This is a genomic window from Janthinobacterium longum (assembly GCF_051380735.1).
GTDB lineage: Bacteria > Pseudomonadota > Gammaproteobacteria > Burkholderiales > Burkholderiaceae_D > Janthinobacterium.
Window position 1 is genome coordinate 44,506 of sequence record NZ_JBNYXQ010000011.1, and the last position, 26,212, is coordinate 70,717.

Consider the following 26,212-nt stretch of genomic DNA (forward strand, 5'->3'; position numbering starts at 1 on the left):
ATCGCACGGCTTAATTCGGTGCGCAGTTGAGTGCCAGCGAGCTGACGGGACCGGAGCCCATGACGCCCACGATATCGTGGCCGTCGGGGCTGATCGAGCCCTGGAATCTGCAAATCAAGCCAGCCGGATTGCTTGAAATCGAAAGGTTATAGGTGGAACCGTCGGCGACCGCGGGGAAGGTAAAGGTCGTCGCGCCTTTCAGTGGGCTGATGCTGCCGCTGATGCCGTTGACCAGCGTCAGGCCGTCGGCGCTCAATCCGGTGATCGCGCCGCTCAGGGCATATGTGTCGGTAATGCAGCTGACCACGGTGGTCGATACCGAAAAGCTGTTGGCCTTGCCGCTACCGTTGTTGACCGTGCAAGTGGCGCCCTTTGGCTGCTGCTTGATCTTGATATCGTAGCGGTCCTCGGACTTGATCAGGTTGACGAACACAAAGCTGGAGGCACCGGAGGTGACTGCCAGGTCTTCGCCGCCATTTTGCAGAATCAGGCCGGTCTTGGCCAGGCCGACCACCGAGCCGCTCAAAAACAGATTGCCGCCGCTGCCGCCGCAGGCTGCCAGTGTGGCAGCGCATGCCGCCGCCAGCATCGAGCGCAGGTATACATTTTTCATACATTCTCCAAAACGAATCAGGTGGGGTAGCGCAACACGGACGCTGGCGCCGCATTGGAATGGCGCCTATTTTAGTCTATCTGGCAAGGCGATTGATCCTGCCTTGTATCACCCTGTAACAATTTTTCCCGCGCTCGCCCTGATTCGTTCACATATGCGGGGCCGGCTGGCACGCCGCGCCTTGCGAACAATGCGACAATAGGGCTTGCCTGTGCCTGTGCCTGTACCTATGCTTTGCTCTGCTGATGATTGCCGCCATGACCACTACCGCTGTCCCTGCCGTTGTTCCGCCCAAGGCCATCCTGTTCGATCTCGACGATACCCTGTGGCCGATTGCGCCCGTGATCGCCGCCGCCGAAACCCTGCTGCACGACTGGCTGGCGCGCCACGCGCCGCGGGTGGCGCAGCAGTTTTCCATCGAGGCGCTGCGGCGGCACCGGCTCGACATGCTGAATCAACAACCGCATTTGCACGGCAACCTGATCGAATTGCGCCGCGCCGGCCTGCTGACGGCGTTTGCTGCAGCCGGCGAAGACCCGGCCCTGGTCGATGAAGCCGTCATGCAGTTCCTGGCCGCCCGCAACCGCGTCACGCCGTATGACGATGTGCTGCCTGGCCTGGCCTGGATGCAACAGCGGCTGCTGGTGGGCTCGATCTCGAATGGCAACGCCGACCTTGAAATTATCGGCCTGGCACAGCATTTCAAGGTCTCGATCGCCGCCAGCGAGTTTGGCGTGGCCAAGCCCGACGCCTCGATTTTCCTGGCTGGCTGCGAGGCTCTGGGCGTGGCGCCGCACGAAGCCGTGTATGTGGGCGACGATCTGTATTTCGATGTGACGGGGGCGCAGGATGCGGGCATGCGGGCCGTCTGGATGAACCGGCGCGGTAGCGACGCCCATCTGGCGGCCGGCGTGCAGCCGGACGCCATCTGTGCCAACTTTGATGAATTGCTGCTTTGGCTGCAGGCGCAACTGGAAGATTGATCGCCGTTGCGCGGGCGAACGTGCATAATGAACGCTGTAATGCGACGCTGTCATGCGCTGCTGTGGTTGCGTACCCATGCGCGTGCGGCCGCCAGCACACTTGTATAACTGAAAACACCATGCAACTCGAACTACGTGCCCAAACCCTGCTGAAAGCCCTGGTCGAGCGATATATCGCCGACGGCCTGCCGGTCGGTTCGCGCGCCTTGTCGAAAATTTCCGGCCTCGACCTGTCGCCGGCCACCATCCGCAACATCATGGCCGACCTGGAAGAGCAGGGTTATGTGTCTAGCCCGCATACCTCGGCCGGCCGCATCCCCACGCCGCGCGGCTACCGCATCTTTGTCGACACCCTGCTGACGGTCCGGCAGCTCGACGAGCATATGGTCGACTCGCGCCTGAGCCTGCAGACCCAGCAGCCGCAAAAAACCATCGCCAACGCGGCGCAGATGCTGTCTTCGCTGTCTCAGTTCGCCGGCGTGGTACTCAGTCCCCGGCGCGAATCGGTATTCCAGCAGATCGAATTTTTGCGCCTGTCCGAAAAACGCATCCTGCTGGTGATCGTCGGCCCGGGCGGCGACGTGCAGAACCGGCTGCTGCTGACGGAAGCAGACTACACGCCGTCGCAGTTAATCCAGTCGGCCAACTATATCAACCAGAATTATGGCGGCCTGTCATTCGACGCCGTGCGCGTGCGCCTGCAGGGCGAGCTGCGCCAGTTGCGCGACGACATGGGCAGCCTGATGCAGGTGGCGGTCGAAGCGGGCAGCGAAGTCATGGCCGACCATAGCGACGACATGGTGATTTCGGGCGAGCGCAACCTGCTCAGCGTGCGCGATCTGTCATCGAACATGAGTTCGCTGCGCCAGCTATTCGACATGTTCGAGCAGAAGACAGGGCTGATGCAATTGCTCGATGTATCGAGCAAGGCGACCGGCGTGCAGATTTTTATCGGCGGCGAGTCGAACCTGGTGCCGATGGACGAAATGAGCGTGGTGACGGCGCCTTATGAAGTTAACGGCAAGATCGTGGGAACCCTGGGCGTGATCGGGCCGACCCGCATGGCCTACGAGCGGGTCATTCCGATTGTCGATATTACGGCAAAACTGCTGTCAAGTGCCTTGAGCCACCACTGACAGGGCTCAGGCAGTGCGGTGCGGGCAGGCCGGCTTGATGCAGTTGCCGTAGATGGCCAGCGCGTGTTCGGCGATCTTGAAGCCGCGCTCTTCGGCCACTTTCTGCTGGCGTGTTTCGATCGATTCATCGAAGAATTCTTCGACCCTGCCGCAATCGAGGCACACCAGGTGATCGTGGTGCGAACCTTCATTGAGCTCGAAAATGGCCTTGCCCGTTTCAAAATGGTTGCGGTTAAGCAAGCCAGCTTGTTCGAACTGGGTCAGGACACGGTAGACAGTTGCCAGGCCAACATCCATATTGTCAGCCAGAAGAATTTTATAGACGTCTTCTGCCGTCAGGTGGCGTACCGGGCTACTCTGGAAGATATCGAGTATCTTCAGCCGTGGCAGAGTGGCTTTCAGGCCGCTTGCCTTGAGATCACTAGGATTGTTACTCATGTTTGTTGCTCGTATGTGGGTCAGGTGCTTTATCATATAGCGTTTTGTCGGCGAGTGCCAAAATAAGCATTTTTGGGTGGACCAGTCACTCCTGGCGTTTTGTTCATCAAATTGAGGTCATTTATGCGCGTCATACCGGCTGTATTGCCATCCTTGCGTCACCGTATTTCATTCCGAGCACCGGTCGTTGCAGGCCTGGTTTGCGTTGCGCTGATGGCGACCGGCTGTGCCAGTCGTGGCATCCTTGGTGAAAAACCGGCGGCCGCCCAGAAAGAAGGCAAGGAAGTCGTGCCCGACCAAGGCGCGCAGACCACCACGGTCACGCCGCTGCAGAAATTCATGTGGTTTTTCTCGCCGTATCGGCCGGACATTCAGCAAGGCAACTTTGTCTCCGAAGAGATGGTGTCGCAGCTGAAAGAAGGCATGACGCGCGATCAGGTCCGTTTCATTCTGGGCACCCCGCTGCTGGCCGATATCTTCCACGCCGACCGCTGGGATTACCCATTCCGCCTGGCCCGCGGCAGTGGCGAAACCACCAGCAGCCGCGTGGTCGTCTACTTTGACAAGGAAGGCAAGGTCGCGCGCTTTGAAGGCGGCAACCTGCCGACCGAAAAAGAATATATCGACCGCATCGCCGGCCCGTCGCTATTTGCCAAGCAGGCCAAAGCCGCAGCGCCCACCGCCGTCGTGCCTTCGCCGGTGGCGCCATCGGCCGTGCCGTCGAACCCGGACAATACGCCGGCGATGATACCGGTGACCAAGCCCGAGGTGACGCCAGCCGCGACGCCGGTCGAGCCTGCACCTGCCCCCACCAAATAAGTTGTTGTAAATATTAAAATGACTGAACTGAAAATTGCAATCGCCGGCGCCAGTGGCCGCATGGGCCATATCCTGATCGAAGCGGTGGGCAATGCGCCCGACGCCGTGCTGGCCGGTGCGCTCGACCGTGCCGGTGCGCCCTCGATCGGCCAGGATGCCGCCGCTTTCCTCGGCAAGCCTGCCGGCGTGGCGATCGAATCCGACCTGGCCAAAGGCCTGGCCCAGGCCGACTACCTGATCGACTTTACCCGTCCCGAAGCCACGTTGCAGCACCTGGCCTATTGCGCCGAGCACGGTATCAAAATGATTATCGGTACCACCGGTTTTGACGATGCGGGCAAGGCGGCGATTGCCGCCGCCGCCGAAAAGACTGCCATCATGTTCGCGCCGAACATGAGCGTGGGCGTCAACGTCACCATGAAACTGCTGGAGCTGGCCGCGAAAAGCTTGTCCGAAGGCTACGATATCGAGATTATCGAAGCCCATCACCGCCACAAGGTTGACGCGCCGTCGGGTACCGCCCTGCAAATGGGCGAAGTGGTAGCCGGCGCCCTGGGCCGCGACTTGAAAGAATGCGCCGTGTACGGCCGCGAAGGCGTGACGGGCGAACGCGATCCGTCGACCATCGGCTTTGCCACCATCCGCGGCGGTGATATCGTGGGCGACCATACAGTGCTGTTTGCCGGCATTGGCGAACGTATCGAGATCAGCCACAAGTCCAGCAGCCGCGTCACCTACGCCCACGGCGCCCTGCGCGCTGCGCGTTTCCTGGCCGACAAGCCGACCGGCCTGTATGACATGCAGGACGTGCTGTCGCTGAAGAACTGAGGAAGACCATGGCCACTGCAATCCTGAATGGAAAAGAGATCACCGACGAGGCAAGCTTCCACGCGCAATGCGTGCCAGCCTTCGGTTTTCCCGCGTTTTACGGCAACAGCATGGACGCCTGGGTCGATTGCCTCAGCTATCTGCGCGACGAAGACGGCATGAGCAAATTTCGTTTGAAACCGAACGAAGTGCTGGAAATCGTGGTGCAGGATGCGGCAAGCATGAAGGCACAAGCGCCGGATCTGCTGGAAGAAATCACGTTTTGCGTGGCCGGCATCAACGAGCGCTACGAGGATTATGGCGAAAAGCCGGCGTTGAAGTTGACGTTGAAGTAGTTGCCGGCAACTGCCGGGGTCAGACCCTCAATGCCGCCAACGCAAGCGTTACCGCCAACAGTGACGGGGGTCTGACCCCGGCTTTACACTACCTTGCGTTCGCGCAAGCCGGTGATTTCTGCTTCATCCAATCCCAGCCACTGTCCCAGCACCTCGTCCGTATGCTGCCCCAGCAACGGTGGCGGCAAGCGGTATTGCACCGGCGAGGCAGACAAGCGTACCGGATTGGCCACCAGCGCCACGGTGCCCGCCGTCGGGTGCGCCATCTCCACTTTCAGGCCACGCGCCACCACTTGCGGGTCGGCAAAAACCTGGTCGATGCGGTTGACGGGGCCGCACGGCACGGCCGCCAGCTCGAACGCCGTGATCCACTCGTCGGTGGTGCGCATGACAGTCGCCTGGCGCAGCAGCGGGATCAATATCGCCCGGTGTGCCACGCGCTGCGGATTGGTGGCAAAACGTTCGTCCTGCGCCCATTCCGGATGGCCGGCAATCGTGCAGAAGCGCGCGAACTGGCCGTCGTTGCCGATCGCCAGGATCATGTCGCCATCGGCGGTCGGGAAATCCTGGTAGGGCACGATATTCGGATGCGCATTGCCCATGCGCTGCGGCACTTTTCCCCCGCACAGATAGTTGGCGGCCTGGTTGCCCAGCGCCGCCACCTGCACGTCGAGCAGGGCCAGGTCGATATGCTGGCCCAGGCCGGAGCGCGTCCGTTCTGCCAGCGCCGCCTGCACGGCGATGGTGGCGTACAGTCCCGTCATGATATCGGTTTGCGCGACGCCCACTTTTTGCGGACCGCCGCCCGGCTCGCCATCGGGCACGCCGGTAATGCTCATCAGCCCGCCCATGCCCTGGATCAAAAAGTCGTAGCCGGCGCGCGCCGCATATGGCCCGTCCTGGCCAAAGCCGGTGATCGAGCAATACACCAGGCGCGGATTGAGCGCCAGCAGGCTGGCCGCATCGAGCCCGTAGCGCTTCAGGCCACCGAGCTTGAAGTTTTCCAGCAGCACATCGGCTTGCAGCGCCAGCTGGCGCACCAGCGCCTGGCCTTCGGGCGCGGCCAGGTCGATGCACAGCGAGCGTTTGTTGCGGTTGGCGCACTGGAAGTAAGCAGCTTCAAACGTATCGTGCCCGTCTTCGTCTTTCAGGTAGGGCGGACCCCACGAGCGGGTATCGTCGCCACGGCCCGGTTGCTCGACCTTGACCACGTCGGCGCCCAGATCGGCCAGCAGTTGCCCGGCCCACGGCCCGGCCAGCACGCGCGACAGGTCCAGCACGCGCAAGCCCGTCAACGGCGCCGGCCGCAAGGTGGAAGCAATCGCGTCCATCAGTTGCTGAAGGCGGCGATGCCGGTAATCGCGCGGCCGATAATCAGCGCGTGCACATCGTGCGTGCCTTCATAGGTATTGACCACTTCCAGGTTGACCAGGTGGCGGATCACGCCGAACTCGTCGGAAATACCATTGCCGCCCATCATGTCGCGCGCCATGCGGGCGATATCGAGTGCCTTGCCGCAGCTGTTGCGTTTCATGATCGAAGTGATTTCCACCGCAGCCGAACCTTCGTCCTTCATGCGGCCCAGGCGCAGGCAGCCTTGCAGGCCCATGGTGATTTCGGTCAGCATGTCGGCCAATTTCTTTTGCACCAGCTGGTTGGCGGCCAGCGGGCGGCCGAACTGCTTGCGGTCCATGGTGTACTGGCGTGCTTTCAGGTAGCAGTCTTCGGCCGCGCCCAGCGCGCCCCAGGCGATGCCGTAGCGGGCACTGTTGAGGCAGGTGAACGGGCCTTTCAGGCCGCGCACGTCGGGAAACGCGTTTTCTTCGGGGCAGAACACTTCGTCCATCACGATTTCGCCGGTAATGCTGGTGCGCAGGCCGACCTTGCCGTGAATCTCGGGCGCCGACAGGCCTTTCCAGCCTTTTTCCAGCACGAAACCGCGGATCGCGCCCTCGTCGTCCTTGGCCCAGACCACGAACACATCGGCGATCGGGCTGTTGGTGATCCACATCTTGGCGCCCGACAGGCTGTAGCCGCCCGGCACCTTGCGTGCGCGCGTGACCATGCTGCCCGGGTCGGAGCCATGGTCCGGCTCGGTCAAGCCAAAGCAGCCGATGAGTTCGCCCGTGGCCAGTTTCGGCAGGTACTTCTGTTTGGTTTCTTCGTTGCCGAAGGCATTGATCGGCACCATCACCAAGGATGATTGCACGCTCATCATCGAGCGGTAGCCCGAATCGATGCGTTCGACCTCGCGCGCGGCCAGGCCGTAGCACACATAGTTCAGGCCGGCGCCGCCGTATTGTTCGGGTATCGTCGAGCCCAGCAGGCCCAGTGCGCCCATCTCGCGGAAGATGGCGGTGTCGGTGCGGCCATGGCGGAACGATTCGAGCACGCGCGGCGCCAGGCTGCCCTGGCAATAGTCGCGCGCCGCTTCCAGCACGGCGCGTTCTTCGCCCGTCAGTTGTTCGTCCAGCAGCAGGGGGGAATGGTAGTCGAATACGTTTTTGCTCATCACAGGCCTCGCAGGTGAGCGCCAGGCGAGTAACGGCCGGCGCAAGATTGAATGGGACTCATGGTAGGTTTTAGTCTCGCCTTGCGCAAACGATTTTTATGCACCCAGATATGCGTGGCAAGCATATCTTGCGGCATACTGGGGTTTTTAATCTCCAGGCCGCTCCATGTCCCGCAAAATCCCCATGCTGCAAGCGCTCAATTGCTTTGAAGCAGCGGCGCGCCATCAAAGCTATACCCATGCATCGCGCGAACTGTCGCTTACGCAAAGCGCGGTGTCGCGGCAGATTGCATCGCTGGAAAGTTTTCTCGGCGTGCAACTGTTCCAGCGTACGCGCCATGGGGTGGTGCTCACAAGCGCCGGCGCGTCCTATGCGCGCCAGATCGCCGCCCGCCTCGATGGCCTGGAGCGCGACACGTTAGATACCATGGCACGCCAGGGCGGCGGCGCCTTGCAACTGGCTTCCGTGCCGACATTTGCCACGCGCTGGCTGATGCCGCGCCTGGCCGGCCTGGCGGCGCAGCAGCCCGAGATCGTGGTGCATATCGATGCCTATACAAAGCCGTTCATGTTTGCCGATACGGAATACGACGGCGCGCTGTATGCGGGCACGCCAGAGCAGCTGGGGCGCTGGCCCGGCACGCGTGCCACCTTGCTGATGCATGAAGAGATCGTACCCGTCGCCAGTCCGCGCCTGCTGGCTGCGCGCAGCAGCTGGCAACCGCAGCATCTGCTCGAGCTGACCTTGTTACAGCAAAGCACGCGCCCGGGCGCCTGGCGCCAGTGGTACGACGCCATGCAGGTAGAGGGAGAAGCAAGGTATGGCGCGCGCTATGAACTGTTTTCCATGCTGGCCATGGCGGCCGTGCAGGGCCAGGGCGTGGCGCTGCTGCCGCGCATGCTGGTTGAAACAGAGCTGGCGCGCGGCGAATTGCAGGTAGTGTGCGAGCGCCCACTGCGCGGCCAGCGTGCCTATTATTTGATCACGCCCGAAGCGGCACATGAAAAAATTGCCATGCAGCAGTTCCGTGCATGGCTCCAGGCCGAGGCCGCTTAGATTACCTTGCCGATGTCGAAATGCGGGTTGTCGATCAGTCCGATCTGGTTGCCGAACGGGTCCAGCAGCTCCACCGTGCGGATGCCGTCGCCAACGTCTGTCAAGGGATGGTGGACGGTGGCGCCCAAGCCCACCAGGCGTTCGACTTCCTGCTCGATGCCCTCGACACCCCAGTAAGTGACGCTGCCCTGGGTGCCTGGCTGGCCGTCCGGCAGCAGGCCCAGTTCGAAGCCGCCGATATTGAAACCGACGTAGAACGGCTGGTCGAAATACGGCTTGGTGTTGAACGCCTGGCTGTACCAGGCTTTGCCTTTCGCCAGGTCGGGAACGGGGTAGGTCACGGTGCGCAAACCCTTGATCATGTGTTGCTCCTGTCATGTTGAGTGAATGGCGCCAGCATGCCACGTTCGCCGGTGCCGTGATTGTAAAAATGGAAGATCATCGCCGCTGAGCCAGCCATGCTTCGGGCGAAGCGTGCGCAAAGTCCTGGAAATCATGGATCAGGTGCGACTGGTCAAAATAACCATATTGTAGCGCCACCTGGGCCCAGTCGGCCTGCGCCGGAAGTGTCTTGAGCGCGTTGTTGACGGCGCGAAAGCGGCTAATGCGGGCAAACAGCTTGGGGCCGATGCCCACCTGCTGGCGAAACTGTAGCGCCAGGTGCTGGCGCGACACATTCAACTGCGCCGCCAGTTGCTCGATGCGCAGGCCACCCCGGGCGTTGTCAATCAGCGCGACCGCGTGCAGCGCCAGGCCGGAGGCGGCAGGCAGAGGGTTTTTGCGCAGGCGCAGCAGCAAAAAGTCTTGCAGGATATGCATGCGTTGCGCATCCGACAAGGGCTGCGTCCACAGCGCATCGCCAAGGTGCGCCGCCAGTTCACGGCCCCACAGCTGCCGCAGGTCGGTGCGTCCATCGTTCAGCTCACACAAAGGCAGCTGGAAAAAGCGCGCCGCCGCACCGGGCTTGAAGCGGGCCGCTACCGTCTGCACCAGGCCCTGGCTGACAACCTGGATCGGCGCGGTCATCATGCCGACGGCAAAGCTGGCGTCCTGCTGGTCCTGGCACAGGATGTCGATGCAGTTGTCGGGCAACACCTGGTGCGCCAGCGGCGTGGCACCAGCCTGCACGCGGCAGGTCCAGACGCAGTCCAGCCAGGGCCGCAGGGCGACGACGGGAGGTGTTTCCTGGTAGACGAACATGGCTGGCGTAAAGTCAGAAGAAAGATTGCTGCATATTACACACCATAAATCTGCGCCAGCAAAAATATGCGCGGCGACAACCAGTATAATGCTCGGTTCATATCCACTAATTGGTCGCACATCATGCAAGATAAATATAGTCCCGCCGACGTCGAACAAGCCGCCCAATCGCACTGGAAGGCTATCGAGGCCTACAAGGCCGTCGAACACGACCCGCGTTTCCCGAAAGGCAAGTACTACGCTTGCTCGATGCTGCCTTACCCTTCGGGCAAGCTGCACATGGGCCACGTGCGCAACTATACGATCAATGACGTGATGTACCGCTACCTGCGCATGAACGGCTACAACGTGCTGATGCCGATGGGCTGGGATGCGTTCGGCATGCCGGCCGAAAACGCGGCCATGGCCAATAACGTGCCGCCGGCGCAGTGGACCTATTCGAACATCGTGCACATGAAGCAGCAGATGGAATCGATGGGCCTGGCGATCGACTGGTCGCGCGAAATGACCGCCTGCAAGCCTGAATACTACAAATGGAACCAGTGGATGTTCCTGAAGATGCTGGAAAAAGGCATCATCTACCAGAAGACCGGCACCGTGAACTGGGACCCGATCGACCAGACCGTGCTGGCCAACGAGCAGGTGATCGACGGCCGCGGCTGGCGCTCGGGCGCGCTGATCGAAAAGCGCGAAATTCCGATGTATTACGCGCGCATTACCGACTACGCCGATGAATTGCTGGCGTACGTCGACGACAAGCTGCCTGGCTGGCCCGAGCGCGTGCGCACCATGCAGACCAACTGGATCGGCAAGTCGACCGGCGTGCGCTTCGCTTTCCCGCACCAGATCAAGGATGCTGCCGGCCAGCTGATCGGCGACGGCAAGCTGTATGTATTTACCACGCGTGCCGACACCATCATGGGCGTGACCTTCTGCGCCGTGGCCGCCGAGCACCCGCTGGCGATCCACGCCGCGCAAAGCAACCCCGAGCTGGCTGCCTTCAACGCCGAATGCAAGCTCGGTTCCGTGATCGAAGCGGACATGGCCACCATGGAGAAGAAAGGCATGCCGACCGGCCTCTACGTCACCCATCCGTTGACGGGCGCGCAAGTCGAAGTATGGGTCGGCAATTACGTGCTGCTCACCTACGGCGACGGCGCCGTGATGGGCGTGCCGGCGCACGATGAACGCGATTTCGGCTTTGCCAAAAAATATGACCTGCCGATCAAACAGGTGATCGACGTCAAGGGCCAGGAGTTTTCGACCGGCGCATGGCAGGAATCGTACGGCAGCAAGGAAGGCGTATGCATCGCCTCGGGCAAGTACGACGGCCTGGACTTTGCTGCTGCCGTCGATGCGGTGGCAGCCGACCTGGAGGCGCTGGGCCTGGGCGAAAAGAAAACCACCTTCCGCCTGCGCGACTGGGGCATTTCACGCCAGCGCTACTGGGGCACGCCGATCCCGATGATTCACTGTGCCGATTGCGGCGTGGTGCCGGTGCCGGAAAAAGACCTGCCGGTGGTGCTGCCGGAAGACTGCGTGCCGGACGGCACCGGCAATCCGCTCAACAAATATGAAGCGTTTTTGCAGTGCGACTGCCCGCAGTGCGGCAAGCCCGCACGCCGCGAAACCGACACCATGGATACCTTTGTCGATTCGTCGTGGTACTACATGCGCTATACCTCGCCAGGCTCGAACGACGCCATGGTCGATGCGCGCAATGACTACTGGATGCCGATGGACCAGTATATCGGCGGTATCGAACACGCCGTGTTGCACCTGCTGTATGCACGCTTCTGGACGAAGATCATGCGCGACTTCGGCCTGGTCAAGTTCGACGAGCCGTTTGTGAACCTGCTGACGCAGGGCATGGTGCTGAACGAAACCTATTACCGCGAAGACGCGGCCGGCAAGAAGACCTGGTTCAACCCGGCCGACATCAGCTTGAGCCTGGACGACAAGGGCCGCCCGCAAGCAGCGACCCTGGTGGCCGATGGCGCACCGGTGGAAATCGGCGGCACGGAAAAAATGTCGAAGTCGAAGAACAACGGCATCGATCCGCAAGCGCAGATTGAGCAGTACGGCGCCGATACGGCCCGTTTGTTCACCATGTTCGCTTCGCCGCCGGAACAGACGCTGGAATGGTCGGGCAGCGGCGTCGAGGGCGCCAACCGCTTCCTGCGCCGTGTATGGAATTTCGGCTACGCGCAGTCGGCGACGATTCAATCCGCACTGGCGGGTGGCGCAGCGCCGGCCACCGGTGACGCGCAGAAAAACCTGCGCCGCGAACTGCACAAGATCCTGCAGCAGGCCGATTACGACCTGAAACGCATCCAGTACAACACCGTGGTGTCGGCCTGCATGAAGATGCTCAACACGCTGGAATCGGCCAAGCTCGACGACAGCGCCCAGTCGAAGGCGCTGATCGCAGAAGGTTATTCGATCTTCCTGCGTCTGCTGAACCCTGTCGCGCCGCATATCACCCATGTCCTGTGGCAGGAGCTGGGCTACGCCGGCGTGCATGGCGACCTGCTCAACGCCGAATGGCCGCAGGTCGATCCGCAGGCGCTGGTGCAGTCCGAGATCGAAATGATGATACAGGTGAACGGCAAGCTGCGCGGCTCGATCACGGTGGCCAAGGACGCGGACAAGGCCAGCATCGAGGCGCAGGCGCTGGCCTGCGAGAGCGTGCAGAAGTACATCGAAACCACGCCGAAGAAAATCATCGTCGTGCCAGGCAAGTTAATCAGCATTGTGGTGTAACGCTATGACGACTTCTTCTTCCGGTTTGATGACGCGTACCCGCGTCCGCGTGCGCGTCCTGTTCGCCGCGTGTCTGGTGCTGGCCCTGTCGGCCTGCGGCTTTCACTTGCGCGGCTCGAACGGCAGTTTCATGCTGCCGTTTGCGACGATGAACATCGCCTTGCCCGATTCGTCGCCGCTGGCGATCGACCTGAAGCGCTATATCCGTGCCATCGGCAGCACGCAAATCGTCGACACCAGGGAGGCGGCCGACGCCACCCTGGAAGTGCTGGTCGACCCGGAGAAGACGCGCACCAAGACGATTCTGTCGCTCAACAGTAACGGCCGCGTGCGCGAATATCAACTTGGCTACTCGATCCAGTTCCGCGTGGTGGACAAGGCCGGCAACGTGTTGCTGGGCCTGACCACGATTGCGCTGAACCGTCCGATTACCTTCAACGAATCGCAGGTACTGGCCAAGGAAACCGAAGAAGCGCAGCTGTACCGCGACATGCGCAACGACCTGGTGCAGCAGATCATGCGTCGCCTGGCCGCCATCAAGCCGGTGCTGCCGGCCATGTCGGTCGCGCCTGCCACACCGGTCACTCCTGCCGTGCAGCAATAAGGAAGCGCTGATGCAATTGCGGATAGACGCGCTCGACGCCCATGTGGCCAAGCCGCTGGCGCAGCTGTATGTGATCAGCAGCGACGAACACCTGCTGGCGCTGGAGGCGGCCGACAAGATTCGCCGCGCCGCGCGCAAGCAGGGCTATACCGAGCGCGATGTGCTGAGCGTCGAGCGCAGTTTCAAGTGGGGCGAGCTGCTGGCGGCCAACCAGGAGCTGTCGCTGTTCGGCGATAAAAAGCTGATCGAGCTGCGCATCCCCACCGGCAAGCCGGGCAAGGATGGCGGCGCGGCGCTGCAAAGCTATGCGAAAAACCTCAGCCCCGATAACCTCACCCTGATCACCCTGCCCAAGCTGGACTGGGCCACGCAAAAGGCGGCCTGGGTCGCCAGCCTGCAGCAGGCGGCCGTCTACATCGATATACCGAACGTGGAGCGGGCGCAGTTGCCGGCCTGGATCAGCCAGCGCCTGGCCGCGCAAGGCCAAAGCGCCGAGCGCGCCAGCATCGACTTTATCGCCGAACGGGTGGAGGGCAATTTGCTGGCGGCGCACCAGGAAATCCAGAAGCTTGGCCTGCTGCACGAAGCGGGCAAGCTGACTTACGAACAGGTACAGGATGCGGTGCTGAACGTGGCCCGCTACGATGTGTTCAAGCTGTCCGAGGCCATGCTGGCGGGCGACCCGGCGCGCCTGGTACGCATGCTGGAAGGCTTGAAAGGCGAGGGCGAGGCGCTGCCGCTGGTGTTGTGGGCGGTGTCGGAAGAAATCCGCACGCTGTTGAAACTGAAAGCCGGGATGGCGCAGGGCAGGCCGCTGGGTGCGCTGATGAAGGAAATGCGCATCTGGGGCCCGCGCGAGCGCATGATGGAACCGGCGCTGCGGCGCGTGTCGCTGCCGGTACTGGAAAAGGCGCTGCAGGAAGCTGCGCAGGTCGACAAGATGATCAAGGGCTTGCGCGCCAAGGCACACGCGGGCGATGCCTGGGACGCCTTGCTGCAGCTGGCCTTGACGATTTGCAGAGGCTAAGGTTACGTAACCACTATGGATAACAGCATGGATATCAAACAGTATATGCAAGACGTGGGCACGCGTGCCCGCGCCGCCTCGCGCGCCATGGCACGCGCGGACAGCGCCACGCGCAACCGCGCCCTCTCCCTGATCGCCGCCGCCATCGTGCGCGACGCCGACCTGCTGCGCGCGGCCAACCAGCGCGACCTGAACGCTGCCGCCGCTGCCGGCCTGGCGCCGGCCATGCTGGACCGTTTGACCCTGTCCGATGCGGCGATCGCCACCATGGTCGAAGGCTTGACGCAGATCGTCGCGCTGGCCGATCCGATCGGTGAAATCTCGAACATGAAATACCGCCCCACCGGCATCCAGGTGGGCCAGATGCGCGTGCCGCTGGGCGTGATCGGCATTATCTACGAAGCCCGTCCGAACGTGACGGTCGACGCGGCCGGCCTGTGCATCAAGAGCGGCAACGCAACCATCCTGCGCGGCGGCTCGGAAGCGATACACTGCAACCGCGCGCTGGCGAAACTGGTGGCCGAAGGCCTGGCCGGCGCCGGCTTGCCGCAGGATGCGGTGCAGGTGGTCGACACCACCGACCGCGCCGCAGTCGGCGCGCTGATCACCATGCCTGAATATGTCGACGTGATCGTGCCGCGCGGCGGCAAGGGCCTGATCGCGCGCCTGATGGAAGAGGCCACCGTGCCGATGATCAAGCACCTCGACGGCATCTGCCACGTGTATATCGACGCCAAGGCCGACCTGACCAAGGCGCTGGACATCGGCTTCAACGCCAAGTGCCACCGCTACGGTACCTGCAACACCATGGAAACGCTGCTGGTGGCGCGCGCCATTGCGCCACAAGTGCTGCCGCAACTGGCCGAACGCTATGCAAGCAAGCAGGTGGAGTTGCGCGCCGATCCGGAAGCGCTGGCGATCTTGCAAGGTTATCCACACCTGGTGGCCGCCACCGAGGAAGACTGGCGCACCGAATACCTGGCAGCCATCCTGTCGGTCAAGGTGGTCGACGGCATCGACGAGGCGATGGATCATATCAACCAGTATTCGTCCAAGCACACCGAGGCCATCATCACTGAAGACTACAGCGACGCGCTGCGTTTTTTGCGCGAGGTCGATTCGGCGTCGGTAATGGTCAACGCCTCGACCCGCTTTGCCGACGGCTTTGAATATGGCCTGGGCGCCGAGATCGGCATTTCGAACGACAAGCTGCACGCGCGCGGCCCGGTGGGCCTGGAAGGCCTGACGTCGCTCAAATACGTGGTCTTCGGCCACGGCGAAGTACGCAAATAGACACCTTTTTTTGACCTCTGACATCGGGAACACCATGCTCTGGATTAAAGCACTGCATATCGTCTTCATCACTTCGTGGTTCGCCGGCCTGTTCTACCTGCCGCGCATTTTCGTCAACCTGGCGATGGAAACGGAAACCGTGGCTACCGAGCGATTGCTGCTGATGGCACGCAAACTCTACCGCTTCATGTCGATCCTGGCGCTGCCGGCAATGGTGCTGGGCCTGGCGCTGCTGTGGATGCAATATGGCGGCGGCGAAGGCGGCATGAAGATGCCTGGCTGGATGCATGCCAAGCTGGCCCTGGTGGTGCTGCTGCTGGGCTACCACCATGCTTGCGGCGCGATTTTGCGCAAGTTCGAAAAAGGCATCAACCAGCGCAGCCACACCTGGTTCCGCTGGTTTAACGAAGTGCCGGTGGTGCTGCTGCTGGCGGTGGTGGTGCTGGTGGTGGTCAAGCCTTTCTAAGGGAGCCGATGATGAGTGCAAGCCAGAACAAGGTAGTCCAGTATTTCTTTGCTCCCCATTCCCCATGGACCTACCTGGGCCACGCGCGCGTGATGGCAATCGCCAAAAAGCACGGTGCGCAGATCGACGTGCGCCCGTTCGACCTGGGCAAGGTCTTCAGCGTCTCGGGTGGCCTGCCGCTGGCCAAGCGCGCGCCGCAGCGCCAGGCCTACCGGCTGGCCGAACTGGCGCGCTGGTCGGAATTTTTGCAAGTGCCAATGACCCTGCAGCCGAAGTTCTTTCCCGTGTCGCCGGAAGCGTCGGCCAAACTGATCATCGCCACCCGCCTGGCGCACGGCGTCGACGCTTCGTTGAACCTGGCGCACGCCATCATGCGCGGCGTCTGGGCTGAAGAGCGCAATATCGGCGACGAAGACACCCTGGTGCAGATCGCGCTGGACGCCGGTTTCGATGGCCGCCAGTTGCTGAAAACATCCGAGACGGCCAGCGTGCAGGCCGAATACGACGCCAATACCGAGGCCGCCACCGCCGCCTCCGTGTTCGGCTCGCCCTGGTATATCGTCGATGGCGAAGGCTACTGGGGCCAGGACCGCCTCGATTTTGTCGAGCGCGCGCTGTCAGTAAAGTAATTAGTGCCGGGGTCAGACGGGGACGCCGAGTCCCGCCGGGTCTGACCCCAGATTTCCTTTGCTTTAAGTAAAATTGTTTTTAACGGATAAAAGGTATCCTCACCATGGCTTCATATTTTTGCCCATGCCCGCGCGGCATGGAAGCGGCGCTGGCCGAAGAACTGGGCGAGATCGCCCAAAATAGTGCGACCATGAAGGTCCACAACCAGGTGCCGGGCGGCGTACACTGCTCGGGCGACCTGGTCGATTCCTATCGCATCAACCTGCATTCGCGCATCGCCTCGCGCGTGCTGATGCGCATGGCCCATGCCGGCTACAAGACGGAAAACGACATTTATGATTTGACCCTGGCGCAGCCGTGGGAAGACTGGTTCGGCGTGCACCACACGATACGCGTCGACGTCACGGCCGTGAAATCGCCGCTGCGCAGCCTGGAATTCACCACGCTCAAAATCAAGGATGCAATCTGCGACCGCTTCCGCGACCAGTTCAACGAGCGCCCTTCGGTCAACACCAAGACGCCGGACATGCGCATCGTGGGTTTCCTCGACGCGCATACGTTCACGGTCTACCTGGACACGTCTGGCGAAGCGCTGTTCAAGCGCGGCTGGCGCGAAGAAACGGGCGACGCGCCGCTGCGCGAAAACCTGGCCGCCGGCCTGTTGCGCGTGTCGGGCTGGAAGCCGGGCATGGTGCTGTTCGACCCGATGTGCGGCTCGGGCACCATCCTGGCCGAAGCGGCGCAGATGGTGCAGGGCATACCACCGGGCGCCTCGCGCAGCTTCGCGTTTGAAAACTTCCACGACTTCGATCCGGCACCGTGGAACGCCCTGCGCAACGCCATCACCGCCAACCCGCTGCCGGCCGAGCCAACCATTTTCGGCAGCGATATTTCGGGCGACATGGTCGCCATGACGCGCCACAACCTGCGCTGCGCCGGCGTGCGTTTCGACGTCCCGCTGAAACAGATCGAGGCGCAGGAAGTCAAGCCGCCGAGCGACGTGGCCGGCATCATGCTGACCAACCCGCCTTATGGCGAACGTATCGGCGTGCGCGGCGACAGCAGCTTGCCCGAAGATGAACTGTCGACGTCCTTCTACTCGGCCATGGGCACCACCCTGAAACAGCGCTTCGCCGGCTGGACGGTGTTCCTGTTTACGGCCGACCTGGGCCTGCCGAAACTGCTGCGTTTGAAAGAAGCGCGCAAGACGCCGTTTTTCAATGGCGCGCTGGAATGCCGGTTGTTCCGTTTTGATATGGTTGCGGGTTATAACCGCCGCGAAGAAGCCAAACCTAAAAACACCTGATCAATTCTTGGTTTTAACCCAAGGCAGAAACCGGGGTCGGACCCGCCGGGTCCGACCCCAGCATTTTCGCCGTTGGGGTGCACGCTCGCATCACCCCTACTTTCTTAGTGGCATACATTTTGGACCCCATGCTCCCCATCCCACCGGCCGATTTGCCGCCCGATCCCGTCACGCCCGTGCCACCCCCTGTTCCCAGCCATATGGCGCCACTGAGCCGTGGTGCGCTGGCCGTATTATTGGCTGGCATGTCGATGCTGGGCCCTTTGTCGATCGATACCTATCTGCCGGCCTTCGGCGCCATCCAGGATTCTTTGCAGGCGACGCCGCTGGAAGTACAGCAGTCGCTGACGTTTTACATGCTGGCCTTTGCCGGCATGGTGCTGTGGCATGGGGCCTTGTCTGACGCCTTTGGCCGGCGCAACCTGATCCTGGTGTCGCTGGCCATGTTCGCCATCGGTTCGCTGGGCTGCGCCTCGGCCCATACCGTGCATTACCTGTGGTTCTTCCGCATGCTGCAGGGCGTGTCGGCCGGCGCTGGCGTGGTGATCAGCCGCGCGATTATCCGCGACCTGTATGCCGATGCGGCCGCCGCCCGGCTGTTGTCGCTGGTGACGATGATCTTTTCGATCGCGCCGGCCGTCGCGCCCATCCTCGGCGGCTGGATCGTGATCTGGTTCGACTGGCGCTCGATCTTCCTGTTCCTGGCGTTTTATACGGTGATCCTGCTGGCTTTTTGCTACTGGCGCCTGCCCGAGACCTTGCCGCTGGATAAGCGCCAGCCTTTCAACCCGCGCTTTCTGGCCAGAAGCTACAGCGAGATCCTGCGCTCGCCGTTGTTCCATCTCAAGGCCGGCATCGTCGCCCTCAATTTTGGCGGGCTGTTCCTGTTTATCACGGCCGCGCCGGAAATGCTGCCGCACCAGCTTGGCCTGGGGCCGTCACAGTTCGCCTGGTTGTTTATCCCTTGCGTGAGCGGAATTTTTTTCGGCGCCATGGCCGCCAACCGCATCGCCGGCAAAATGACGTTCGTGCGCCAGATCGGCATCGGCTTTGCCTTTCTGCTGTGCGCGGCCAGCGTCAACGTGGTGTTCCACCTGTTTTTGCCGCCATCGCTGCCATGGAGTGTGCTGCCGCTGTTTTTCTACACCTTCGGCATGTCGCTGGTCGGACCGGGCGCCACCCTGCTGGCGCTCGACCTGTTCCCGCACATCCGCGGCACGGTCGCCTCATGCCAGGCCTTTGCCACCACCCTGATGGGCGCCATCGTTGCCGGTGTTATTTCGCCAATGTTGTCCGGTTCCGTGCTGTGGCTGGCCTCCGGCCAGCTGGCCATGACGGGGCTGGCGCTGGGCTTGTGGCTGATCTCGCGGCGTTTTCGTCACCGTCTGCTGGAGCCGTTGAAGCTGAGTGCTGGAGCGCGCTAACGTGCGCGGATACAACAGCGTTTGCGTTATAGTCCGTGCCCGCTACCCCTGAAGTGGCGCGGGCCGATAGAATCGCTGATGTCGTGGCAGTTTCGCTGTGCTAAGGTCACTGCTGACGGTATTGCTGCATTAAATCGTATGGCAAGCGTGATCCTCACCGATGTAAAACGTTGCATAAAGAAAATACTATCGCCCTTTTATTCTGGCTTCGTGTGGTACACGTGGAGCAAGTTAAGTTTTTAATACAAGTAAAAAATGTTAAAATCTCGCGGCATTGTTTTTTGACGCTGAAAATTGTAGCTGTCGAATCATCGTTATTCTTTAGCGGCGAACTGTTGTATGGCATAGCTTCGTGCCCACAGTTGGCCTTTTCTTGTTTCTTGCAAGTCTCTCAGGTGCGTGCATCCCTGAACACCTTGCCGGGAATGCCAGTTTCAGTAATGTTAGGTAGTCGGATTTGTTAAGCGCACTCAGAAAATCAGTGAAATATACGTGGTGTGGCTGCCTGATCCTGGGCGCGCCATCAGCCATTGCGGCCACCCCCAACCATGGCGGCCAGTCGGGCTATATCAATATGCCGAGTGCCGTGGTGGAAACCGATGGTACCTTCAGCATGGGCTACAGCTATGACAGCCCGTATGGGCAGTTGTGGGTAACGTCGAGCATCTTGCCGTTTCTGCAGGTGACGGGGCGTTATGTGTCGATTACGGGAATTCCCGCATTTGGCAATAGTCTTACTGATCCGGAGTATGGCAAAGGTTACGGTCGCTATAAAGACAAGGTTGCCGATGGCAAGCTGCGCTTATGGGCGGAAGGCGACTGGATGCCTTCAGTGGCCGTCGGCGCTACCGATTTGTTCGGTACGGAGTTGTTCAAAGGGCAGTACATTGTTGCTACCAAAACCTTTGGCGCCACCAAGAATTTCGAAGCGAGTCTGGGCTATGCCCACCGTCGCCCGAATGGTGTATTTGCCGGCGCGCGCTGGACGCCCACCAGCCTCCCTCGCTGGTCAATGGTGGCGGAATATGACGCCACCAACTATGCCAAAGATTTTTCTGCCGCCGCAACTGGGGCTGCTGCCCGCAACAAGGGCGCATCAGTGGGTATCGAATATCGATGGGGCTGGCTAGCCTTGCAGGCTGCCCGCAGCCGCGACCAGTTCAGCGTGAATGCCTTTGTCAGTATTCCATTTGGCGAACGCGAATTTATTCCCAAGATTTTTGAGCCAGCTTATTTTGTCGATGACAAGAACCCGCCACCACGCCCGAGCAAGGAAGAATGGCGCAGCGATGCCGGCTATGGCGCCGATCTGGTCAACGCACTGGTCAAGCAGGACTTCAAGAATATCCGCGTGCAGCAAGAGGGCAATACACTGGCCCTGACCCTGACCAACAGCCGCATTTCCAATCTGGGACGTGCAGTAGGCCGCGCCGCGCGCACGGCGGTGGCATTTACGCCGGCCGGCACGACGACCATCCGTATTACGTATACCCAGCTCGACCAGCCGATCGCCACCTACGAATTTTTCGACCTGCCCAAGCTGAATGACTATTTTGCCGGCAAGATCGATCGCAAGGCTTTCCTGGACGTAGTGCTGCTGCGCTATCCGGAAAAGAGCGATGTGATCCAGGACAAGCAGCAGGCATGGCTGAACGAATTCCTTGATCGGCCTGCAGCGAGCAAGCCTTCCGTTGTGGCTGCACCGCTGATGGTGGCCGCGCCTGTCGCCGTGCCATCGCCATCGTCATCGCCAGCAGAACCCGCTGCTGCCATGCCGGTGCCATCAGTGGTTGCGGCTGCCAATGCCGTCAAGACCGATGGCAAGCTGGCCGTCGGTGTTGGTGTCGACGGTGATATGGTACAGATCAAGTCGATCGACCGCGAAGGCAATCGTTTCAAGATCGCCCCCAAAGTGGGCTTCTTTTTCAACGACCCCAGCGGCGCCTTCAAGTACTCGATTTCCGCCGTGGCCAATTATGACCAGCGCCTGGGCGATGGCCTGTACTTGAATGGTGCTGCCAGTTTGCAGCTGCTGGAGAATGTTTCAGACGTCAAGCAGCGATCGAACAGCAACTTGCCGCACGTGCGCAGCGATGTTGCTGAATATCTGCGCGGCGACCGCCTGACCTTGAGCCGCATTCTGCTCAATAAATATGACAACCCGGCCGAGCGTGTGTATACCCGCTTGTCAGCCGGTTTGTACGAAGACATGTTCCGCGGCGTTGGCGGCCAGGTGTTGTACCTGCCGAAAGACAAACGCTGGGCCGCCGACCTGGCTGTTGACGCGCTGCAGCAGCGCGGCTTTGATGGCATTCTGTCAACGCGGGACTACAAGACCGTTACCGCACTGGGCTCGCTACATTACCGCTTGCCTCACGATATGACCGTTACCGCGCGTGCCGGTCGCTTCCTTGCCAAGGACACTGGCGTGCGCCTGGAATTCAAGCGCCGCTTCCAGTCCGGCATTGAAGTCGGTGCCTGGTACACGCATACCAACGGCAACGATATCACCATGCCTGGCACGCCGTCCAAACCGTACCAGGATCGCGGCATTTTCCTGTCGCTGCCATTGAACAGCATGCTACCGATGGATACCCAGGCCAACGCCGGCTTTGCCATCTCGCCATGGACACGCGACATAGGCCAGATGGTGGCGTCACCTGGCGACCTGTACGACATGATCGAACGCCCGCGTGCCGATATGAACAGCTACGATGGCCTGGGTAATTTTGCCGAGCGCCCCGACGAGCAGAACCTGCCTGCCGTCAACCCGCCAGACCGTCCATTTGTCAGCCCGTGGCCAGCCATGCGTGCCCGTTTGGAGCAATCGTCCTCGGCAGTGCCAAGCGCCCCTGAATGGCTGAAGGCCACTGCGGTAGTCAGTGGCGTGGTACTGGCCTCTGCGCTCAGCGACAAACCGGTTGACCGTTTCGTCAAGAAGCACCAGAACTCCACCTCGTTCCGCAACTGGGACAAGCTGGGCAAGGCCATGCCCTTCGCATTGGTCGGTGCCGCTGGCGCCGCCTTTGCGCTTGGTGACGACCGCATGCAGAACACCGGCTTGATCTCGATGCAGTCAGTGGCTGCCGCAACCGGCCTGGCGCTGGTTGGAAAATATGCGATTGGCCGTGCGCGCCCTGGCGAAGAGCGCGGTCCGTGGAGCAGTGTCGGCGATGGCAAGAAGCGTTCCGATGCCTCCTTCCCGTCGGGCCATTCCACCATCAACTTCGCTGCTGTAACGCCATTTGCCAAGGAATATGATGCACCATGGTTATATGCGGTGGCAGCAGTTGGTTCTGCTGGCCGTGTGGTCGGACGCAAGCATTGGGTATCCGATACCGTCGCTGGCGGTTTCATTGGCTATGCCATGGGCACCTGGTTGTGGAATGCACAGCGCGACCAGAGCAAGTCGGGGCTGTTGATCAATCCGGGTCCAAAGGAAGTCAGCGTGACCTGGCAGACCAAATATTAGTGGTATTTGAAAATCGGGCGCTGCATCTGCATCGCACACTGACACAACATTATTTTTCCAGACAAAGACCAGCATGAAAAAGCAATTACGCCTTCCCCAGCCTTTCGTGAAACACATGATTGTTTCTGCTTGCTTGTTGGGAGCAAGCTCTACGTTCGCTTTCGCGCAAGAATTCAGCACCAACGATCTCTTCAACAGGGCGCAGTCGTCCGACAGGGCGCAGTCATCCGACAGGGACCAGTCATCCGACATGGCGAAGTCGCCCGACATGGCGCAGTCGTCCGACCCACGCAGTTTGCCAGCGATACGCAGCCGTGCGCAATCGCGTCAAGTGGTGAATCCGGTAGCCAGCAGGCCAGCCAAGCGTGTTGAACTGGAAGTTGGACCGTTCCAGACCTACGTGGCTGGCGTGACGGGCAAGGACCTGAAGATTTTCGGCAAGGATCTATTCAATGATGTGCCTTCCACTTTTGCGCCGTTCGATAGTGCGCAGGTCAATCAGGACTACGTCATTGGCACAGGCGACGAACTGCAAGTACGTGGATGGGGTATGGTTGATATTGATGTCAGCGCCACAGTTGACCGCAGCGGAGCCATCTTTATTCCACGCGTAGGCTCCGTAAAAGTCAGCGGTGTGCAATACAAAGATCTGCAGGGTTACCTGAAAAAGGCCGTTGGCAAAATCTATAATAACTTTGAACTGACCGCCAGCATCGCCCAGACTCGTGCGGTGCAGATTTATGTCGTTGGCCACGCCGTACGCCCCGGCACCTACACCTTGAGCGCCATGAGCACCTTGCTGAATGCCTTGTTCACTTCGGGTGGCCCGGATGCAACAGGTAGCATGCGCAATATTCAGCTCAAGCGCGGTGCACAAACCATCAGCACGTTCGATATGTACGACATGCTGGCCAAAGGCGACAAGAGCAGCGACATGACGCTGCGCGACGGTGACGTGATCTACATTCCGGAAGTTGGCCCGCTGGTTGCCTTGACCGGTAACGTCAAGCAGCCAGCTATTTTCGAATTGAAAGGCCCTGCCAATTTGAGCGATGTACTGACTTGGGCAGGCGGCTTTGATTCGGCGGCGGAAACCAAGCAAGTCATTGTTGAAAAAAATGTCGACAATCAATACAAGACAGTAGTTGAACTGGTCGCAGACCGTGCTGTTACCAGCAGTCAGCTGGCTGGCGTTTCTGTGAAACCTACCGATGTGCTGCGTGTATTCGCGCCGGGTGCGGTACCGGTACAGGCACAAATTCAGAATGAATATGTGCGTGTCAGCGGTGAAGTCAAACAGAGCGGGATTTTTCTGCTAAAAAAAGGCGAGACTCTGAGAGAGCTCGTGGCACGTGTAGGCGGCCCCAATGAAAATGGCTATCTGTATGCGACACAGCTGAATCGAGAATCCGTACGCCGCGCTCAACAAATCAAGTTAAATGAGGTAGCTGATCGGTTTGAGCGGGACCTTGAATCGAACGCTACCCAGCGCATAAGTTCTGCTGCTGATCAGGTCAATGCCGCTAAACTTGCCGCAGAAGCTGAGCAGCAGCGCCGCATTGTGCAAAAGCTTCGCACTGTTAAAGCGGAAGGCCGTATAGTTCTCGATTTGCCAGGCCTTGACACCCAAGTGAAAAACCTGCCTGATTTACCATTGCAGGACGGTGACAGCATTTTTGTACCACGACGGCCTGGCACTATTGACGTATTGGGTTCGGTATTCCAGCAAAACGCTTTTGTATATCACCCACAACGCGCCGTCAGTGACTATGTCCAACAAGCAGGTGGCGTTACTGTTACAGCCGATAAATCTGAAATGTATGTAATTCGTGCTGACGGGACGGCGAAAAGTGCACAGAGCTCAGGATGGTTCAGTGGTGTTGGTAGTACCACACTAAACCCTGGGGATACAGTGGTAGTGCCAGAAAAAATTGATCGCAGTACCTTTATGCAGAGTTTGAAAGAGTGGACTTCCATATTCTATCAGTTTGGTTTGGGCGCCGCCGGGTTGAAAGTATTGAAGGAATAATCTTCGGGTTTGCATCGTCGAATGAAAATTGTTAGGGTGGATAATGGTTGATATGATTAAAGATAATAATATGAATGAGAATGGAATCATCAATAATGAAAAAATTGACGATGATATTCATTTAATTGATTTTTTAATCGTTCTCGCAAGGCGAAAAAAAATTATATTTGGTTCAGCTATCTTTTTTGGTGCTGCCGCACTGCTTGCAGGCGTACTTATGACTCCAATTTTTACCGGCAGAGCAGTCATCCTCCCACCTCAGCAACAGCAGAGTTTTGGCGTAGCAGCAATGTTGGGGCAAATTGGTGGCTTGAGTTCAGGCGCTGGTGCTCTTGCAGGCTTGAAGAATCCAAACGATATTTATGTGGGAATGCTTGAGAGTAGGACGATTTCATATGCTCTGATAAATAAATTTAAGTTATTGGATCGCTATGAGGTCGATACCTACTCTTCCGCTGAAAAAAAGTTACGTGAAAAAACCAATATTGTTAATGCTAAAACTGGATTGATATCGATTCAGGTTGAAGATTCAGATCCGAAAATTGCAGCCGATATGGCTAATACTTATGTCGAGGAACTTGCAAAATTAACACGTGGCTTAGCTATAACCGAAGCTTCACGACGTCGATTGTTTTTCGAAGGTAAATTAAGCTCTGCCAAAGATGAATTAGCAAAAGCTGAAATGGCAATGAAAAAAATGCAACAAAATACTGGTGTAATTCAGTTAGATGGTCAAGTTAAAGAAATTATTGCGAGTATGGCGCAGTTGCAGGCGAACATTGCTTCAAGGGAAGTGCAGTTAGCTGCAATGCGGAGTTTTGCTACATCTAATAATCCGGAATATCAGAAATTGCAGAATGAGATCTCAGCCTTAAATGGTCAATTAGGCAATTTGAAACGGGAGAAGTTTAAGAAGGATGGTGGAATAATGACATCATCTGGTGAGATTCCTGAAGTGGGTATAGAATATATTAGAGTCCTTCGTGATGTTAAGTATAATGAATCTATTTTTGAGTTAGTTGCAAAACAATTTGAGTTGGCGAAAATAGATGAAGCTAAAGATTCGACTTCTATTCAGGAATTGGATAGAGCAATTCCGGCAGAACGAAAATCAAAACCAATGAGGTTTGTTTTGCTAATTTCTGGAACTCTCGGTGGTGGGATTTTTGGTATATTAATTGCATTGTTCCGTGAAATGTATGTTCGTTCAAGAAAAAATAAAGCAATGGCCAAGCGCTGGGATGAATTATCTATAGCCTTGCGCATGCGTTAAATTA

General features: G+C 59.4%; 23 protein-coding genes. 17 read left to right on the forward strand and 6 right to left on the reverse strand.

All coding sequences use genetic code 11. The annotated features are described in order from the left end of the window. Window positions 1-10: 10 nt before the first annotated feature. Window positions 11-613, reverse strand: a complete 603-nt coding sequence (locus ACQ4WM_RS21755) for a hypothetical protein (RefSeq protein WP_436548738.1) — start codon at window positions 611-613, stop codon at window positions 11-13. A gap of 257 nt (window positions 614-870) precedes the next feature. On the opposite strand from ACQ4WM_RS21755, the gene ACQ4WM_RS21760 reads away from it, so the two are divergent. Both ACQ4WM_RS21760 and hrcA read left to right on the forward strand, forming a co-directional pair. Next, the gene (locus ACQ4WM_RS21760) at window positions 871-1,596 is read left to right on the forward strand and encodes an HAD family hydrolase (RefSeq protein WP_436548739.1); all 726 of its coding nucleotides are present in this window, start codon (window positions 871-873) and stop codon (window positions 1,594-1,596) included. A gap of 119 nt (window positions 1,597-1,715) precedes the next feature. Further along, window positions 1,716-2,732, forward strand: coding sequence for a heat-inducible transcriptional repressor HrcA (gene hrcA / locus ACQ4WM_RS21765; protein ID WP_436548740.1), 1,017 nt, complete (start codon window positions 1,716-1,718; stop codon window positions 2,730-2,732). A gap of 6 nt (window positions 2,733-2,738) precedes the next feature. Here the strand turns inward: hrcA and fur are convergent, their stop codons facing one another. Further along, the gene (fur, locus tag ACQ4WM_RS21770; protein WP_436548741.1) at window positions 2,739-3,170 is read right to left on the reverse strand and encodes a ferric iron uptake transcriptional regulator; all 432 of its coding nucleotides are present in this window, start codon (window positions 3,168-3,170) and stop codon (window positions 2,739-2,741) included. 123 nt (window positions 3,171-3,293) lie between these two features. On the opposite strand from fur, the gene ACQ4WM_RS21775 reads away from it, so the two are divergent. Genes ACQ4WM_RS21775 through ACQ4WM_RS21785 form a run of 3 tightly spaced genes read left to right on the forward strand, consistent with a single transcriptional unit; the run spans window position 3,294 to window position 5,152 of the window. Then, window positions 3,294-3,989: an outer membrane protein assembly factor BamE gene (locus ACQ4WM_RS21775; RefSeq protein ID WP_436548742.1), complete on the forward strand. Its 696-nt coding sequence runs from the start codon at window positions 3,294-3,296 to the stop codon at window positions 3,987-3,989. An 18-nt stretch (window positions 3,990-4,007) separates the two neighbouring features. Then, complete coding sequence (gene dapB, locus ACQ4WM_RS21780) at window positions 4,008-4,817, forward strand: 4-hydroxy-tetrahydrodipicolinate reductase (protein ID WP_436548743.1); 810 nt, start codon at window positions 4,008-4,010, stop codon at window positions 4,815-4,817. Window positions 4,818-4,825: 8 nt separating this feature from the next. Then, window positions 4,826-5,152: a barstar family protein gene (locus ACQ4WM_RS21785; protein ID WP_436548744.1), complete on the forward strand. Its 327-nt coding sequence runs from the start codon at window positions 4,826-4,828 to the stop codon at window positions 5,150-5,152. Between the two features lie 83 nt (window positions 5,153-5,235). Here ACQ4WM_RS21785 and ACQ4WM_RS21790 read toward each other — a convergent pair whose 3' ends face one another. Continuing rightward, the gene (locus tag ACQ4WM_RS21790) at window positions 5,236-6,483 is read right to left on the reverse strand and encodes a CaiB/BaiF CoA transferase family protein (protein WP_436548745.1); all 1,248 of its coding nucleotides are present in this window, start codon (window positions 6,481-6,483) and stop codon (window positions 5,236-5,238) included. Next, window positions 6,483-7,664 carry an acyl-CoA dehydrogenase gene (locus tag ACQ4WM_RS21795; protein ID WP_436548746.1) on the reverse strand — a complete coding sequence of 394 codons (1,182 nt, stop codon included), beginning with the start codon at window positions 7,662-7,664 and terminating at the stop codon, window positions 6,483-6,485. Before ACQ4WM_RS21795 ends, ACQ4WM_RS21790 begins: the two co-directional genes overlap by 1 nt. Before the next feature lie 166 nt (window positions 7,665-7,830). Between ACQ4WM_RS21795 and ACQ4WM_RS21800 the strand changes: the two genes are divergently transcribed. Further along, window positions 7,831-8,721: a LysR substrate-binding domain-containing protein gene (locus ACQ4WM_RS21800; protein WP_436548747.1), complete on the forward strand. Its 891-nt coding sequence runs from the start codon at window positions 7,831-7,833 to the stop codon at window positions 8,719-8,721. On the opposite strand, the gene ACQ4WM_RS21805 is transcribed toward ACQ4WM_RS21800, so the two are convergent. Together ACQ4WM_RS21805 and ACQ4WM_RS21810 are read right to left on the reverse strand one after the other, a co-directional pair. Beyond that, window positions 8,718-9,083, reverse strand: a complete 366-nt coding sequence (locus tag ACQ4WM_RS21805; RefSeq protein ID WP_436548748.1) for a VOC family protein — start codon at window positions 9,081-9,083, stop codon at window positions 8,718-8,720. The two genes, ACQ4WM_RS21800 and ACQ4WM_RS21805, sit on opposite strands and share 4 nt — an antisense overlap. Before the next feature lie 76 nt (window positions 9,084-9,159). Beyond that, the gene (locus tag ACQ4WM_RS21810) at window positions 9,160-9,921 is read right to left on the reverse strand and encodes a DUF6597 domain-containing transcriptional factor (protein ID WP_436548749.1); all 762 of its coding nucleotides are present in this window, start codon (window positions 9,919-9,921) and stop codon (window positions 9,160-9,162) included. Between the two features lie 123 nt (window positions 9,922-10,044). Here ACQ4WM_RS21810 and leuS point away from each other — a divergent pair, with 123 nt between their 5' ends. The 11 genes from leuS (at window position 10,045) to ACQ4WM_RS21865 (ending at window position 26,208) form a co-directional block, all read left to right on the forward strand. Further along, the gene (gene leuS / locus ACQ4WM_RS21815; RefSeq protein WP_436548750.1) at window positions 10,045-12,684 is read left to right on the forward strand and encodes a leucine--tRNA ligase; all 2,640 of its coding nucleotides are present in this window, start codon (window positions 10,045-10,047) and stop codon (window positions 12,682-12,684) included. Window positions 12,685-12,688: 4 nt separating this feature from the next. Then, window positions 12,689-13,288, forward strand: coding sequence for an LPS-assembly lipoprotein LptE (locus tag ACQ4WM_RS21820; protein ID WP_436548751.1), 600 nt, complete (start codon window positions 12,689-12,691; stop codon window positions 13,286-13,288). Window positions 13,289-13,298: 10 nt separating this feature from the next. Beyond that, the gene (gene holA, locus ACQ4WM_RS21825) at window positions 13,299-14,315 is read left to right on the forward strand and encodes a DNA polymerase III subunit delta (protein WP_436548752.1); all 1,017 of its coding nucleotides are present in this window, start codon (window positions 13,299-13,301) and stop codon (window positions 14,313-14,315) included. A 27-nt stretch (window positions 14,316-14,342) separates the two neighbouring features. Continuing rightward, complete coding sequence (locus tag ACQ4WM_RS21830) at window positions 14,343-15,608, forward strand: glutamate-5-semialdehyde dehydrogenase (protein ID WP_436548753.1); 1,266 nt, start codon at window positions 14,343-14,345, stop codon at window positions 15,606-15,608. Window positions 15,609-15,642: 34 nt separating this feature from the next. Then, complete coding sequence (locus ACQ4WM_RS21835) at window positions 15,643-16,074, forward strand: CopD family protein (protein ID WP_436548754.1); 432 nt, start codon at window positions 15,643-15,645, stop codon at window positions 16,072-16,074. 11 nt (window positions 16,075-16,085) lie between these two features. Continuing rightward, on the forward strand, window positions 16,086-16,703 hold the full coding sequence (locus ACQ4WM_RS21840) for a 2-hydroxychromene-2-carboxylate isomerase (RefSeq protein ID WP_436548832.1): 618 nt from the start codon (window positions 16,086-16,088) through the stop codon (window positions 16,701-16,703). 104 nt (window positions 16,704-16,807) lie between these two features. Then, window positions 16,808-18,010 carry a THUMP domain-containing class I SAM-dependent RNA methyltransferase gene (locus tag ACQ4WM_RS21845; protein WP_436548755.1) on the forward strand — a complete coding sequence of 401 codons (1,203 nt, stop codon included), beginning with the start codon at window positions 16,808-16,810 and terminating at the stop codon, window positions 18,008-18,010. 128 nt (window positions 18,011-18,138) lie between these two features. After that, window positions 18,139-19,434 (forward strand): multidrug effflux MFS transporter, encoded by a 1,296-nt coding sequence (locus tag ACQ4WM_RS21850; protein ID WP_436548756.1) that lies wholly within the window; start codon window positions 18,139-18,141, stop codon window positions 19,432-19,434. A gap of 481 nt (window positions 19,435-19,915) precedes the next feature. Next, entirely contained in the window at window positions 19,916-22,906 is a 2,991-nt protein-coding gene (locus tag ACQ4WM_RS21855) for a YjbH domain-containing protein (RefSeq protein ID WP_436548757.1), read from the forward strand. Window positions 22,907-22,979: 73 nt separating this feature from the next. Then, entirely contained in the window at window positions 22,980-24,935 is a 1,956-nt protein-coding gene (locus ACQ4WM_RS21860; protein WP_436548758.1) for an SLBB domain-containing protein, read from the forward strand. A 43-nt stretch (window positions 24,936-24,978) separates the two neighbouring features. Further along, window positions 24,979-26,208 (forward strand): GumC family protein, encoded by a 1,230-nt coding sequence (locus ACQ4WM_RS21865; protein ID WP_436548759.1) that lies wholly within the window; start codon window positions 24,979-24,981, stop codon window positions 26,206-26,208. The last annotated feature ends 4 nt before the right edge of the window (window positions 26,209-26,212 follow it).

Coding starts and splice junctions, on each gene's coding strand:
- ACQ4WM_RS21795 (WP_436548746.1), bottom strand. CDS start 7,664: ATGAGCAAAAACGTATTCGACTACCATTCCCCCCTGCTGCTGGACGAA.
- ACQ4WM_RS21800 (WP_436548747.1), top strand. CDS start 7,831: ATGTCCCGCAAAATCCCCATGCTGCAAGCGCTCAATTGCTTTGAAGCA.
- ACQ4WM_RS21775 (WP_436548742.1), top strand. CDS start 3,294: ATGCGCGTCATACCGGCTGTATTGCCATCCTTGCGTCACCGTATTTCA.
- fur (WP_436548741.1), bottom strand. CDS start 3,170: ATGAGTAACAATCCTAGTGATCTCAAGGCAAGCGGCCTGAAAGCCACT.
- ACQ4WM_RS21835 (WP_436548754.1), top strand. CDS start 15,643: ATGCTCTGGATTAAAGCACTGCATATCGTCTTCATCACTTCGTGGTTC.
- ACQ4WM_RS21865 (WP_436548759.1), top strand. CDS start 24,979: ATGGTTGATATGATTAAAGATAATAATATGAATGAGAATGGAATCATC.
- ACQ4WM_RS21785 (WP_436548744.1), top strand. CDS start 4,826: ATGGCCACTGCAATCCTGAATGGAAAAGAGATCACCGACGAGGCAAGC.
- ACQ4WM_RS21755 (WP_436548738.1), bottom strand. CDS start 613: ATGAAAAATGTATACCTGCGCTCGATGCTGGCGGCGGCATGCGCTGCC.
- holA (WP_436548752.1), top strand. CDS start 13,299: ATGCAATTGCGGATAGACGCGCTCGACGCCCATGTGGCCAAGCCGCTG.
- ACQ4WM_RS21830 (WP_436548753.1), top strand. CDS start 14,343: ATGGATATCAAACAGTATATGCAAGACGTGGGCACGCGTGCCCGCGCC.
- ACQ4WM_RS21845 (WP_436548755.1), top strand. CDS start 16,808: ATGGCTTCATATTTTTGCCCATGCCCGCGCGGCATGGAAGCGGCGCTG.
- ACQ4WM_RS21840 (WP_436548832.1), top strand. CDS start 16,086: ATGAGTGCAAGCCAGAACAAGGTAGTCCAGTATTTCTTTGCTCCCCAT.
- ACQ4WM_RS21805 (WP_436548748.1), bottom strand. CDS start 9,083: ATGATCAAGGGTTTGCGCACCGTGACCTACCCCGTTCCCGACCTGGCG.
- ACQ4WM_RS21810 (WP_436548749.1), bottom strand. CDS start 9,921: ATGTTCGTCTACCAGGAAACACCTCCCGTCGTCGCCCTGCGGCCCTGG.
- hrcA (WP_436548740.1), top strand. CDS start 1,716: ATGCAACTCGAACTACGTGCCCAAACCCTGCTGAAAGCCCTGGTCGAG.
- ACQ4WM_RS21760 (WP_436548739.1), top strand. CDS start 871: ATGACCACTACCGCTGTCCCTGCCGTTGTTCCGCCCAAGGCCATCCTG.
- ACQ4WM_RS21790 (WP_436548745.1), bottom strand. CDS start 6,483: ATGGACGCGATTGCTTCCACCTTGCGGCCGGCGCCGTTGACGGGCTTG.
- dapB (WP_436548743.1), top strand. CDS start 4,008: ATGACTGAACTGAAAATTGCAATCGCCGGCGCCAGTGGCCGCATGGGC.
- ACQ4WM_RS21820 (WP_436548751.1), top strand. CDS start 12,689: ATGACGACTTCTTCTTCCGGTTTGATGACGCGTACCCGCGTCCGCGTG.
- leuS (WP_436548750.1), top strand. CDS start 10,045: ATGCAAGATAAATATAGTCCCGCCGACGTCGAACAAGCCGCCCAATCG.
- ACQ4WM_RS21860 (WP_436548758.1), top strand. CDS start 22,980: ATGAAAAAGCAATTACGCCTTCCCCAGCCTTTCGTGAAACACATGATT.
- ACQ4WM_RS21850 (WP_436548756.1), top strand. CDS start 18,139: ATGCTCCCCATCCCACCGGCCGATTTGCCGCCCGATCCCGTCACGCCC.